The following is a 13,089-nucleotide window of genomic DNA, read 5'->3' on the forward strand; positions in this document are numbered from 1 at the left end:
CGGGAACCCTGCCGGGCGGTTCGACCACGCTCGAATGGTGGACCGAGGCTTGCCGGGCGTGGACGGGTCGCCGACGATCCAGGCCTGACGATCGCTCGTGCGCCTTCAGGACCGCTGAATCCTGCTCGCCCAGCCGTTCGTGCAAGGATGCTGGGCATGTCTGCTCGTGCACTGAGCTTCGGCGCGATCGCGCAAGCCTACGAACGCTTCCGGCCCGGCTACCCGGAGGCGGTCTTCGACGTGGTCGCGGCCTACGCAGGCCGACCGATCCGCACGGCGCTGGAGATCGGCGCGGGGACGGGCAAGGCCACCCGCCTCTTCGCCGGACACGGCGTCAGTGTCACGGCCACCGAGCCCGACCCGGCGATGCTCGCCGAGCTGAAGCGGACTGCGCCCGCCAACGTGACGGCCGTCCGGGCCGCGTTCGAGGACCTGCGGCCGGGCGAGCGGTACGGGTTGGTCTATGTGGCGGCGGCCCTGCACTGGACCCGGCCCGAGGGGCGGTGGGAGCGGGTGGCGGCGCTGCTGGAACCCGAGGGGGTGGTGGCGTCCTTCGGCGGTCAGTACGAGCTCGCCGACCCGGCGGTGGCCGAGGCCGTGCGCGCGGCGCGCGCCCCGTTCCTGGAGAGCGACGACGTCCCCTCTCCCGACGGGACCCCCGCGGAGGAGGAGCTGCAGTGGCCCGGCACCGAGCTCCTGCGCTCCCCGCTCTTCTGCGACGTCCGCCAGCTCGACGTCGAGCGGCGTTTCTCCCTCCCCGCCGCCGACTTCGTCGGCTACCTGTCGACCGTCTCGGCCTACCTCCAACTGCCGCCCGAACAGCGGGAGCTGACCTTCGACGCGGTCAGCCGCGTGCTCCCGGGGACGGTCGACATCACCGCCGACCTCACCGTCCACCTCGCCCGCCGGCGACCGGACTGAGCCAGGGCGGGGGTCCTAGCCCAGGTCGAAGGTGTTGGGGAGCCCGAGCCGGTAGCGCACCTCGTCGACGCGCTTCAGCGGCTCCATCTCCGGCGGACGGAACAACTCCCAGATCCGACACCGCGCGGCCGCTGAACCGTCGGCGTCCAGCAGGGCGTTGACGGCGCGCCGGGCGGACTCGTTGGCGCCCTCCATGGTCGCCAGATCCACGTCGGTGCGGACGTAGTCGCCCGCCAGGAAGAAGTTCGGCACCGCGGTCTTCGCCGACGGGCGGTGGTAGAGGGTGCCGGTGGGGTGGATGAGCAACTGTTCCCGGTTCTGCGGGTCGGGGCCGCCGAGGCCCGTCACCGCCGGGTCCATGAACCAGCCGAGCCGGTCCTCGTCCCTGAGCGTGGTCTTGCCGGGGTCGTTCAGCGCGTCCTTCAGCTGGGCCCACAGTTCGGCGATGATCTCGTCCTTGGTGCACTCACGCGCCGTCTTGCCGTAGAGGATCCCGGGCTTGTCCCACTCGGAGATGATCGTGGACAGGCACTCGTGCGCCCGCCCGTCCCCGTAGTCGCGCGAGAAGTCCCGCCCGTCCCAGAACTGCGTCTGGGCGATCGCGGTGACGGCCCACGGCGAGTCGAGGCAGTTGATGTGGCCGTGCACGATCGGGGTGGGCGTGCGGAGGTAGAACATCACGCCGGTCATCCAGTCCGTCTTCAGCCAGTCGCACCGCGCCAACTGCGGGTCGGCGGCGCGCAGGGCCGGGCCCCAGGTTACGCGCGCGTGCTCGACGGGGAGGGCGGAGACGTAGTGGTCGGCGGTGATCGTGCGCGGGCGGCTGCCGTCGCGCGCCGCCACCCGCACACCGGTCACCCGGCCGCCGCCGTAGACCACCTCCCGGACCTCGGTGCCGAGCACGAACTCGACGCCCAGGGAACGCAGATGCCTCTCCCAGGGGTCGATCCAGGCCTCGCTGGTCGGGGCGTTGAGCACCCGGTCGACGTCCGCGTCCCCGTCCATACCGCGGCCGAGCAGGCCCCACAGGATGAGGGCCTCGATGATGACGCGGCCGACGGTGCGGGTGGAGGCGATCTCGGCGCGGGTGGCGACGAGGTTGCGGGTCTGGCCGATGCCGAGGAGCACCTGGTACTCGCGGCTCATCTCGCCGGCCCGGATGAAGTCCCACCAGGCGACCTTCTCCCACTGGCCCTCGCGGCGGGCGTCGCAGCTGGTGAGGTGGACCAGCAGACGGTCGGCGAAGTAGGCGGCCTCGTAGGCGGGCAGGTGGGTGGCGAGGTCCAGCACCGAGAGGATCTGGTCGCGGATCCAGGTGGCGGTGATGTCGCCGGGGGCGGGCGGGGTGGTGACCCGGCGGAGCGGGAAGTGCAGGTCCGGGCGGCCCGAGCCGCGGGCGAACAACTCCTCCGTCCCGTTGCGGAGGTTGCCGTGGACGCCGGTCGCGTTGCCGGGGAAGGGGATGCGACGCATGGTGTCCGGCAGGTTCCGATAGAAGCCGGGGAAGAAGCGGAAGCCGTGCTCCCCGGGGAGCGGCTTGCGGCCGTCCGTTCCGGTGCCGGGGACGTCCATGGAGCGGGCCTTGCCGCCGAGGGTGTCGTAGTACTCGTAGACCGTGACCCGGTAGCCGCGTTCGGCGAGCTCGTGGGCGGCGCTGAGGCCGGAGACCCCGCCGCCGAGGACCGCGACACGCTTGCCGGGGGACTCCGCGGCCGCGCTGTCGGCCGTCGGCAGGGCGCCGACCACTCCTCCGAGCGTGCCTGCGGTGACCACTCCGGCGACCGTGCCCCCGGTCGCCGCCAGGAAGCGCCTGCGGCTGTGTCCGTCGTCGTTCGGGGACTCCTGCACGTTTTCAGTTGCCATGAGCACGGAGAGTAGCCGGTCAGACCGGCCCGCAGGCCCGGAAAACACCGTTTCTCCCCAGGCCCGTACAGTTATTGACAGTCCGTCAGCTTCCCTGCGACGCTTCCATGGCCCATCGGAGCCCAGTTCTGGGAGAGTCCAGGGAGGAAGCTGTGCTGTCACTGCCGTTGCTCCCGCCCGGCCCGCCGCCGGGGCGGTTTCTGCCGGTGTGGGGACGCGCCGTGCACGTCGTTGACGAGGGCGGGACGCGACCCGGTGGGACCGTCGTGCTGCTGGAGTCCGGGCTCGGCGGGTCGTGGCTCGGCTGGGACCCGGTCGTCGCCGAGTTGCGGGCCAAGAAAGACGCCGACGACACGCTGCGCGTGCTGCGCGCCGACCGGCCCGGGCTCGGGCGCAGTCAGCCCGCGCCGGGCGTGCCCAGCCTCGCGCTGCGCGCCGCCTGGACCGCCGCGCTGCTCGACTCTCTCGGGGTGCGCGGGCCGGTCGTGGTCTGCGGGCACTCGCTCGGCGGGCTCTACGCCGAGGCCTTCGCCCGGCTGCACCCCGAACGGGTCGCGGCCGCCGTACTGGTGGAGGCGCACGCCCCCAACGTCACCGGCCAGGTGCTCGGACGCCGTGAGGCGCGGGTGCGCACCGCGCGCGCGGTGGGCCACGCGTTCCGGTACGCCGGGCTGAGCCAGCTCGTGGCGCCCGGCGTGCGACGGCTCGGCATGCGCACCCAGTCGGTGCGCCGCGGCGACCAGTCGGACGTCGGCGACGCGTACCGCTCCGCCTACGGAGCCGGCCACTGCCTGACCGAGGCGCTGGTGGAGCGCGTCCTGGTGCGCGACTTCCTCGCCGAACTCGACGAACTGCGGCGCCGTGTGCCGTTCCCCGACGTGCCGCTGCGGGTGCTGTCCGCGCCCGGCGCGGACCGCGAGGTGTACCGGGGGCAGGCCCGGATGAGTCTGCGCGGACGCCACGTCGAGGTGGAGGGTGCGCTGCACCTCATGCCCGTGGACCGGCCGGACGCCATCGCCGACGCCGTCCGCACGGTCGCGGACGGGCCGCTGACCGCAGGCCCGCCCACGCCGCGCGGGGACGCCTACGACTACGACGCCTACGACGCCTGCCCGTAGACCACCAGCGGGACATGATGCTGGTGCGGAGTCGGAGAGTTGGGCCTCACCTGGCCCGCGGCGGCCGCGGCCGAGAAACCACCGGCGGCGAGCAGGACCGCGAGCAGCGCGCCGAGCGTCGTGTAGGTCGATCGAGAGAACACAGCACCACCCCAATGAACCGACCGTGTGAGAAAGCTGGAAACCTCAGCGCTTCGAGGCTATTGACGGTCCATCAGGACCGCAAGGGGCACCGGACGGTCGCAGGCGATGAGTGCGAGGAGGCAGCGCGGTGACTACCGCCCAAGTGAGCAGTCCGGTGACCGCAGGCGACCCGGCCGCGGCCGCGCCCGAACCGGGCCGCGCGGGGCCGCGCGGGCCCCGGCTGCGGCAGTGGTTCCTCGGCCCGCGCGCCGGCGGGGGAGCGAGCGGCCGCTGGCTCGTCGGCCTCTGGGCCCTCGCCCTGATCGGCCTGCTGCTGGAGGCCCCGGGCCGGATCGTGTTCGACACCAAAGCCGACGTGGTGCTGGCACCCGGCCGGTTCCTCGGCCAGCTGGCGCACCTGTGGAGCTCACAGGGCGGCTTCGGCGGCCTGCAGGACCAGGCGATCGGCTACGCGTTCCCGATGGGACCGTTCTACCTGGTCGCCGAGTGGCTGGGGCTGCCCCCGTGGATCACCGAGCGGCTGTGGATGTCGCTGATCGTCGCCGCCGCGTTCTGGGGCGCCGTCCGGCTGGCCGAACGGCTGCGCGTCGGCACGCCCGCCTCCCGGCTGACCGGCGCGCTCGCCTACGCTCTGTGGCCCACGCTGACCGCGCTCGTCGGCTCGACCTCCGCGGCCGTGCTGCCGATGGCGCTGCTGCCCTGGGTGGTCGTGCCGCTCGTCGACGGCACCCGTGAGGACGCGTCGCCGCTGCGCGCCGCCGTGCGGTCGAGCCTCGCCGTGCTGCTGATGGGCGGCGTCAACGCCGTCTCGGTACTGGCCGTGCTGCCCGCGCCGCTGCTCTACCTGCTGACCCGTCAATGGACCGGGCGCAGCCGCCGGCTGCTCGGCTGGTGGATGCTCGCCGTGCTGCTGGTGACCGCGTGGTGGTGGCTGCCCCTGCTGCTGCTCGGCCGCTACGGCTTCGACTTCCTCCCCTACATCGAGTCCCCGCACACGACCGCGTCCACCATGGCCGCCACCGAGGCGCTGCGGGGCACCGGCAACTGGCTCGACTACCTCGACTTCGGCACGCCCGCCCTGAACGCCGGCTGGGTGCTGGCCACCACCGGCTGGGCCGTGGCCGGCAGCGCCGCGCTCGCCGCGCTCGGCCTCGGCGGGCTGGCGCGCCGCGACCTGCCCGAGGCGCGCTGGCTGCGCTGGACGCTCGGCTGCGGCGCCGTCGCCACCATGGCCGTCTACGGCGGCACGCTCGGCGGGCCCCTCCACAACCAGCTGCAGTCCTTCCTCAGCGGACCGGGTGAGGCGTTCCACAGCGTCTACAAGTTCCAACCGCTGCTCGCGCTGCCGCTCGTGCTCGGCCTCGCGCACCTGCTCGGCCGCGCCTTCGCCGCGCCGCGCAAGATCCTCGTGCCGGTCACCGCGTTCGTGCTCACCGCCGCACTGCTCGGCTGCGCCGTGCCGTACCTGACGGCCCGCACGCTGCAGGGCGGCTCGTTCAAGTCCGTGCCCGACTACTGGAAGCAGACCGCCGCCTACCTCGCCGACAACGGCGGCGGCGGACGCTCGCTGCTCGAACCCGCCGCCTCGCACGGCGACTACAGCTGGGGCAGCACCACCGACGACGCGCTGCAGCCCTACGCGCAGTCCCCGTGGGCCGAGCGCACCCTCGTCCCCGACGGCGGCGCGGGCGTGCAGCTGTACCTCGACGCCGCCGAGCAGGCCATGGCCACCGGCACCGACCAGCCCGGGCTCGCCGCCTACCTGGCCCGCGCGGGCGTGCGCTACGTCGTGCTGCGGCACGACCTCGACCCGGCCCAGTTCGACTACACCGACCCCACCGCCTACCGGGAGACGCTGCTGCAGTCCGGCTTCCACCTGGCCACCTCCTTCGGGCCGGTGATCCCGCCGACGCCGCTGCGCGGCGACACCCCGCTCCAGGTCGCCGCCCTGGACTACGGCTACCCGGCGGTCGAGGTCTTCGAGGCCGACGCGACCCCGCTCCAGCCCGAGACGCCGTTCTCGGTGCTGCCCGCGAGCGGCGCGCTGCGCCTGAGCGGCGGCCCCGAGAGCCTGCTGCAGCTCAGCGGCCCGCCGGACGGCTCCGGCGGCGGCCTCGCCGACGGCCGCGCCGCGCTGCTCAGCGGCCAGTCCGCGACCACCGGCGGCTCGGCGCCCGCCGGCAGCCCGCTCGTCGTGACCGACGGACTGCGCCGCACGGACACCTCCTTCGGGCTGGTCCGCGACAACGTCTCCTACACCTACACCGCCACCGGCACCAACCCGTCCGACCGCGCCGACGGCTCCGGCGGCAAGGCCCCGCGACAGCTGAGGCTGCCCTTCGACGTGACGGGACACCAGACCACCGCCGTCATTGACGGCGCGGCCTCGGTCACTGCCTCCAGCTACGGCTCCTGGCTGCTGCAGTCTCCGCAGTACGACCCCGTCAACGCCTTCGACGGCGACCCTGCCACCGCCTGGACGGAGGGGGACCCGAGCAGCCCCGTCGGCCAGTGGCTGCGGATCGACTTCGCGAACCCCGTCGACCTGCCCTCCTCCCTCCAGGTGCAGTTGCTGGCCGACAGCCCGCTGCGGCCGATGATCAGCCGGCTGACGGTCCGTACGGACCACGGCAGCGTGACCGACGACCTGAGCGGGACCGGCTCGGCGCAGGACCTGGCCGTCCCCGCCGGGTCCACCCGCAGCCTCACGCTCACCATCGCGGCCGCGCACGGCGCCGTCCCCGGCGGCCTCGGCGCGGGCATCAGCGAGGTGGCCGTCCCCGGCGTCCAGGTGACCCGCTACCTGGCCGCGCCGCACGACGCCGCGACCAACGGGACGGGCGGCGTCGCCTTCGCCTTCCACCGCACCGTCGGCGCGACCGGCCTGCTCGGCCCGCAGAGCGCGGAGACCTCGATGGCCCGGCAGTTCACCCTCGACGCCCCCGACACCTTCGACACCCAGCTCAGCGCCATGCCCGTCCCCGGCCCGGCCCTGGACACGCTGATCCACAAGCTCGCGCCCGGCAGCGGACTGACCGTCACCGGCAGCCCCGCGATCGCGAACCTGCCGCAGTTCCAGGCCTCCAACCTGGTGCAGGCCACCTCCTTCGACGGCTGGATCGCCGCCCCCGGCACCACCCCGCAGCTCAGCTACTCCTGGAAGGGACAGCGCACCCTCACCGAGCTCGACCTGCAACCGGCCGGCGGGCTGTCGGCCGCGCCGCTCACCGTCCAGCTGAGCAGCCCCGCGGGCGACCGCACCGCCGACGTCGGCGCCGACGGCAAGGTCGCCTTCGCGGCGCTGCGGACCGACCGGGTCACCGTCACCTTCCCGAGGATCCAGCAGGTCGACACCTACGAGCCGATCACCGGCAGTGAGGTGCCGCTGACCCTCGGCCTCGCCAAGGCGTCCTTCCCGGCGCTGGGCGACCTGCAGCAGAAGCAGGCCGACCCGACCACCCCCTTCAACCTCCCCTGCGGCCAGGGCCCGCAGCTCTCGATCGACGGCCAGACCTACCCGACCTCCGCCTCCGGCTCCCTGGGGGCGCTGCTCTCGCAGCAGCCGGTCGTGGTCACCCTCTGCTCCACCGGCGGCCGCCTCGCGCTCCCCGCCGGAACCCATCGCCTCGACGCCCCCGGCGACGCGCCGGGCGCGTCCCTGGCCCTGACCGACGCGACGATCGTCGGCGCGTCCGAGCGCGCCGCGATCACAGCGAGCGAGACCGCGCCCGGCACGCCGGTGCGGACCACGGGCGCTTGGAGCTGGAGCCAGGAGAACCGCAGCGTGACGGTCGCCGCCGGACCGGCCCCGGCCTACCTGGAGGTCCACGAGAACGCCGCGCCCGGCTGGTCCGCGAGCCTCGACGGGCAGACCCTGCAGGCCGTCACGCTCGACGGCTGGCAGCAGGGCTTCCTCGTCCCGGCCGGCGCCGGGGGAGTCGTCCACCTGACCTACACCCCCCAGAGCTGGTACGTCGTGGCGCTCTCGGTCGGCGGCTTCCTGCTGCTGCTCGTGCTGGCCGCGGCCGTGTGGGCGGGCAGGCGGGAACGGTCCGGCGGCGCGCTCGCGGCGGTGACGGAGCGTCCGGCACCCGGCTGGATCGCCGGACCGCTGGTCGGCGCGGCCGTGCTGGCGCTGGTCGGCGGCCCGATGGCGGGCGTGGTCGTGGTGCTCGCCGCCGTGTGGTGGTGGCGGCCCGCGTGGACGCGGATCGTCGCCCCGGCGGTCGCCGTGGCCGCGATGACGGCGGCGGGCGTCATCGCCGCGGTCGACGTCCAGCAGGGCCTGACACCGGGTCAGGGCGCGTTCGGCCCCGCGGCCCAGGCCTGCGCCCTCACCGCGCTCGCCGCGGCGCTGGCCGCCTGGACCCTCCCGCAGCGCGCCCGCGCGGCGGGTTCCGCGCAGCCCGAGGCCCCCGCACCGCCTGCCCACGTGCCGACACCGGCCGCACACCCGGCTGCCAGTCCCGAGAGCGGCCCCCCAACCCTGGTCGAACCCACCCCCCTCCTCGGCCACATCCCCTACCAGGGCAACGCGCCCGATGCAGGGGCCGGCAATCCGGCGTCCGCGGCGGCGCGGGACCCGCGCCTGTCCCATCAAGCCCAGCAGCCCTCCGGCGCCCCCGCGCCCGAGTCATCCGACGGCGGGCCGCCGGCGGGTGGGGAGGTGGGGGCGTGATCGTCGGCGTCGGGGCGGCCGTGTTGGCGGCGGGGTGTTACAACGTCGGGCTGCTGGTGGAGAAGCGGGCGCTCGGCGCGCTGCCGCCGTTGCGGTTGGGCGCGCCCGTCGCGCTGTTCCGGTCGCTGTTCGGGCGGCCCGCCTGGCTCGCGGGTTTCGCGCTGGTGCTGGCGGGGCTGGTGCTGCAGGTGGTCTCGCAGGGCCTGCTGCCGATCACCGTCGCGCAGCCGCTGCTCGCCGTCGGCCCGGCCGTCCTGGTCGCCGCGTCCGCGCTGGTCTACCGCGAGACCCCCGCCCGAGCGGACCTGGCGATGCTGGGTCTGCTCGGCGTCAGCACCGTGCTGCTGGTGCTCAGTTACGATCCGCACCTCGACCCCGTCGGCCGCGGCGAGCACCCGCTCGCGGTGCTCAGCGTCTGCGCCCTGGCGGCGGTCGGCGCAGGCGCCGTACTGGTGCCGCGCGGTCAGCGCTCGGGGACGGCCTACGGCGTGGCCGTCGGGCTGCTGAACGGCGCGGGCGGCCTGCTGGCCAAGGCCCTGGCCGTCGCGGCACGCGACGGGAGACGCTCGCTGGTCGTGCTCGCGGAACTGCCCTACCCGTGGCTGCTCGCGCTGTTCTCGGTGCTGATGCTGGGCGTGATGCAGATCGGCCTGCAGCGCTCGCGCGCGGCGACGCTCGTGCCCGCGCAGGTCATCACCGGCAACGCGCTGGTGATGGTCGCGGGCGGCGTCATCTTCCACGAGCCGCTGCCCGCCGACCCGTTGCGGCTGGGCCTGCGGCTCGGCGCGCTCGTCGTCTCGCTGCTGGTGCTGGCCCTGCGCCCGCCGGCACCGCCCGCCGCCCCGGCCTCAGCGCGGGGCCGGGGCGGTCCGGTGCAGGGCCTCGTCCACGACGGCGGCGAAGCGCTCGACGGTGGTGTGCCAGCGCAGGCCCAGCGCGCGGCCGCGGGCCGCGGCGCCCATGGCGTGCCGCCGCACGGGGTCGAGGGCCAGCCCGGCCCACGCTGAGGCGAACGCGCCCTCGGTGGGGGCGAGCAGTCCCGTCGCGTCGTGTTCGACGGAGTCGGTCAGGCCGGGGATGCGGAAGCCCACGGTCGGCGTGCGGCGCACCGCCGCCTCGGTGACCACCAGACCCCACCCCTCCACCTGCGAGGGATGCAGCAGCACCCAGGCCCGGCACAGCAGTTCGTGCTTGCGCTGCTCGCTGATCCGGCCGGTGAAGTGCACGCCGGGCCCGGCCATGGCCTCCAGCCGCTCGCGCTCGGGGCCGTCGCCGGCGATCACCAACGTGCCGCCCGTGACGGGCCGCACGCGCTCCCAGAGTCTGAGCAGCACGTCGATCCGCTTGTACTCGGCGAGTCGTCCGAGCGCGAGGAACAGCGGCTCGGCGGACTTCGACGGCAGCGCGGCGGGGTCGGCGACGTCCTCGACACCGTTGGTGACGACGCGGATCCGCTCCCGGGCCACCCCGATGTCGGCGAGCGCCTGCGCGGTGGAGTCGGAGACGGCCACGAACAGGTTGCCGCGGTGGACGCGCGGCAGCAGCACCGTCTCCGCGTAGCGGCCGAGCGCGGCGATCGGCCAGGGGTAGCGCAGCGGCCACAGCTCCCGGTGCACGTGGTTGACCAGGCAGACCGCGGGCGTGTGGGGGGACCAGGCGGGGGCGAAGTAGGGCAGGCCGTTGCAGACCTCGACCAGCAGATCGACCCGGTCGAGCGAGCGGACCGCGCGCGGCGCGGTCAGGAACTGGCTGTAGGGGCCGCCGTTGCGGCGCACCCGGTAAGGGCGTCCGGAGCCCACGGGTCCGCCGCAGACCAGGGTGGTGGGGTGGCCGCGCCGCGCCAGCCCGGCGGCGAGCTTGTCGATGAGCAGCTCCGACCCGCCCGCGGCGGGGCTGGCCAGATCGCGCAGGGACAGGAAGGCGACATGTGCGCGGGCGGCCGTCGAGGCCCGGGTGTCGTTCTCCCGGGACGGCGGCCGAAGGACGCCCGAGGTGTCCATCGGTGTGCCTTTCGTCGAGGTGGGGAGAAGGGCGCGCCAACCCTAAGCCGTTGATGACACGGCGTCAATAACTGCTTACTTGCGGGTAGTCTTCTTCTTGAGCAGGAAATTTTTGGCCCCAGCACGATTATTGACGATCCGTCAGCTCAGGCTCTACGGTCCGGAGACACCTCGCGCACCTGCCCCGCCGCCATCGTTCCGGCCGCCCTGTAGGGGGTCCCGTTGAGCAAACGCGCAAGCGCCGCCGTCCTGCTGGCCTCCGGCGCCCTGTTGGTCGCCGCCGGCCCTGTCCTGCACGACGCCGTGCTGTCGGCCGTCCGCGTCGCGCCGTGGGACCCGGACAGCACCACCGTCTCCACCGGCCAGGGCCGCTTCATCGACCCGACCACCGGAGGGCCGGGCACCGGACTGGTCACCGTCACCGAGACCATCAAGGGCGATCCCGTCGTGGGCAGGAAGCACCACGCGGCCGTGTGGACCATCACCACCCGCGTCGACACCCCCAAGACGATCGACCTGGCCGACGCCCGCCAGGCGCTGCAACTGAGCGTCCACCGCTGGACCTTCGACCGCGTGAGCAACCGGTACGTGCCCTGCTGCGGCGCGGACACCGGCCAGGGGGCGGACGCCTTCCGCAAGTTCCCCTTCCACGCCGACGCGCTGGTGTACCAGCTGTGGGACCCGACGGCCGGACGGGCCTTCCCGGCCCAGCTGGACGGCACGCGCGTCCTGGAGGGGCACACCTTCAACGTCTACACCCAGGAGATCAAGAAGCTCAGGGTCGGCACCGTCGCGGTGCCCGCGAGTGTGCTGGGCCTCCCCTCGGACCAGGGCACCGTCGAGGCGGAGGAGTGGTACGAGAACCCGCAGACGCTCACCCTGGTCGACCAGGAGACCGGCACCCCCGTCTCCCAGACGACCCACGAGATCGTCACCCTGCAGATGCCCGGCGACCCGACCCACAGCGCCACCGCGCTCGACGTGACCCTGCGCACCGACCAGGACACCGAGGAGCGGCTCATCAAGCAGGCCACCGGTCAGGCCGCGGGCCTCGCCCTGCTGGAGGGGCCGGTGCCGTGGCTGCTCACGGCGCTCGGTGTCGTCCTCGCGGGCGTGGGCGGCCTGCGGCTGCGCGGCCCCCGCGCACGGAGAGCCCAGGCGCCGGCCGGTGCGCAGCCCGACCCCGTCGCCCCGCAGCAGCCCGCCGTCGTCCCGTCTCCCGCCGCGCCGCCGGCCGGCGAGGGGTCATGAACACCCACGGCGGCGCGCCGGAGGAGGAGCAGGCGCCTCCGGCGTCGGTGCTGCGGCTGCTGGCGACGGCCGCACGGCACGGCGTCCACGCCCCCGTCTACCGGCGGCTGCACGCCCGCTACCGGGTGCGCCGGCTGGACCGTTTACTGGACCTGGCCAGCCGTCAGGTGGTGGCCGTCGGCACGGACGTCTGGCGGGCCGACGCCTTCCGCACCGCGGGGGCCCGCTGCCTGGCCGTCGCCCCCGGTCCGGACCAGGGCCCCGAGCCGGACGCCGAGGACCCGGGGGAGCGGGTGGTCGCCGACGGGTACTGGCTGCCGGTCCGGGACGGCGCCGCCGACCTCGCCTACTGCAACGCCGCGTTCGCGCGCGGGCCCGAGGCCGTCGGGGTGCTGGACGAGCTGGCCCGGATCACCCGCGTCGGCGGCCTGGTCTGCCTCTCGCTGACGGGCGCCCGCCGTCCCGTCGTGCACCACATCCGCCGCCGCAGCGACCTCGACCTGCTCGACCGCGCCCCCGTCGTGCCGCTGCCGCGCCGCCGCACCGAACTGGTCCTGCGGAGGACGGGATGAGCGCCACGGGGCCGGGCCCGACGCGCTTCACCGCGCTCGACGAGACCTCCGACCTGATGGAGCGACGCGGCGAGCCGAACCTGATCTACCTCGAACTCGCCGTCACGGGCCGGCTGGACGTGCAGCGCCTGCGCGCGGCCGTCCACACCGCGTTCGCCGCCCACCCGGCCACCCGCTCACGTCGCCTGCCGACCCCGCCGTGGCGCACCCGCAGCCACTGGCACGTCGCGGCCCGACCGGACGTCGACCCGCTGACGGTGCTCGACGGCTCCGACGTCGACCTGCACGCGGCGCGCCGCGCCGTCCTCGACCAACCGCTGGACCTGCGCACCTCCCCCCTCCTCCGGCTCCGCCTGCTCAGCGGCGCCCCGGGCGGCGACCGACTCCTCGTCGTCGCCCACCACGCGGGCTTCGACGGTATGGGCTTCGTCGGCGTCCTGCTGGCGATCTGCGCCGCCTACAACGACGCGCCCACGGCCGCCCCGCCGCAGGCGGCGTCCCCGGCAGAGGTGGCCACCTGTGCCGGGGACGCCGCCTGCGGC

General features: G+C 74.6%; 9 protein-coding genes. 6 read left to right on the forward strand and 3 right to left on the reverse strand.

The window, feature by feature from the left end:
* Positions 1 to 156: 156 nt before the first annotated feature.
* A complete protein-coding gene (locus DN069_RS20770) occupies positions 157 to 921 on the forward strand; it encodes a class I SAM-dependent methyltransferase (RefSeq protein ID WP_111502980.1) in 765 nt (254 codons plus the stop codon).
* 15 nt (positions 922 to 936) lie between these two features.
* Here DN069_RS20770 and DN069_RS20775 read toward each other — a convergent pair whose 3' ends face one another.
* The gene (locus DN069_RS20775) at positions 937 to 2,784 is read right to left on the reverse strand and encodes a hydroxysqualene dehydroxylase (protein ID WP_111502982.1); all 1,848 of its coding nucleotides are present in this window, start codon (positions 2,782 to 2,784) and stop codon (positions 937 to 939) included.
* Positions 2,785 to 3,005: 221 nt separating this feature from the next.
* Between DN069_RS20775 and DN069_RS20780 the strand changes: the two genes are divergently transcribed.
* Positions 3,006 to 3,902, forward strand: coding sequence for an alpha/beta fold hydrolase (locus DN069_RS20780; RefSeq protein WP_165845570.1), 897 nt, complete (start codon positions 3,006 to 3,008; stop codon positions 3,900 to 3,902).
* On the opposite strand, the gene DN069_RS40155 is transcribed toward DN069_RS20780, so the two are convergent.
* Positions 3,884 to 4,045 carry a hypothetical protein gene (locus DN069_RS40155; protein ID WP_165845571.1) on the reverse strand — a complete coding sequence of 54 codons (162 nt, stop codon included), beginning with the start codon at positions 4,043 to 4,045 and terminating at the stop codon, positions 3,884 to 3,886. The genes DN069_RS20780 and DN069_RS40155 overlap by 19 nt on opposite strands.
* 128 nt (positions 4,046 to 4,173) lie before the next feature.
* On the opposite strand from DN069_RS40155, the gene DN069_RS20785 reads away from it, so the two are divergent.
* A complete protein-coding gene (locus tag DN069_RS20785) occupies positions 4,174 to 8,724 on the forward strand; it encodes an alpha-(1->3)-arabinofuranosyltransferase domain-containing protein (RefSeq protein WP_165845572.1) in 4,551 nt (1,516 codons plus the stop codon).
* Positions 8,725 to 9,572: 848 nt separating this feature from the next.
* Here the strand turns inward: DN069_RS20785 and DN069_RS20790 are convergent.
* A complete protein-coding gene (locus tag DN069_RS20790) occupies positions 9,573 to 10,724 on the reverse strand; it encodes a glycosyltransferase family 4 protein (RefSeq protein ID WP_111502988.1) in 1,152 nt (383 codons plus the stop codon).
* Positions 10,725 to 10,946: 222 nt separating this feature from the next.
* Between DN069_RS20790 and pgfA the strand changes: the two genes are divergently transcribed.
* From pgfA to DN069_RS20805, 3 genes are all read left to right on the forward strand, one after another.
* Positions 10,947 to 11,975 carry a cell envelope lipid trafficking protein PgfA gene (pgfA, locus tag DN069_RS20795; protein WP_111502990.1) on the forward strand — a complete coding sequence of 343 codons (1,029 nt, stop codon included), beginning with the start codon at positions 10,947 to 10,949 and terminating at the stop codon, positions 11,973 to 11,975.
* Positions 11,972 to 12,547: a methyltransferase domain-containing protein gene (locus DN069_RS20800; RefSeq protein ID WP_111502992.1), complete on the forward strand. Its 576-nt coding sequence runs from the start codon at positions 11,972 to 11,974 to the stop codon at positions 12,545 to 12,547. The genes pgfA and DN069_RS20800 overlap by 4 nt, the downstream gene beginning before the upstream one ends.
* A partial coding sequence (locus DN069_RS20805) for a condensation domain-containing protein (protein ID WP_207892214.1) occupies positions 12,544 to 13,089 on the forward strand: 546 nt, incomplete at its 3' end. The genes DN069_RS20800 and DN069_RS20805, both read left to right, overlap by 4 nt.

The organism is Streptacidiphilus pinicola, assembly GCF_003258295.1.
GTDB classification, from domain to species: Bacteria; Actinomycetota; Actinomycetes; order Streptomycetales; family Streptomycetaceae; genus Streptacidiphilus; species Streptacidiphilus pinicola.

Coding starts and splice junctions, on each gene's coding strand:
- DN069_RS20770 (WP_111502980.1), top strand. CDS start 157: ATGTCTGCTCGTGCACTGAGCTTCGGCGCGATCGCGCAAGCCTACGAA.
- DN069_RS20775 (WP_111502982.1), bottom strand. CDS start 2,784: ATGGCAACTGAAAACGTGCAGGAGTCCCCGAACGACGACGGACACAGC.
- DN069_RS20790 (WP_111502988.1), bottom strand. CDS start 10,724: ATGGACACCTCGGGCGTCCTTCGGCCGCCGTCCCGGGAGAACGACACC.
- DN069_RS20800 (WP_111502992.1), top strand. CDS start 11,972: ATGAACACCCACGGCGGCGCGCCGGAGGAGGAGCAGGCGCCTCCGGCG.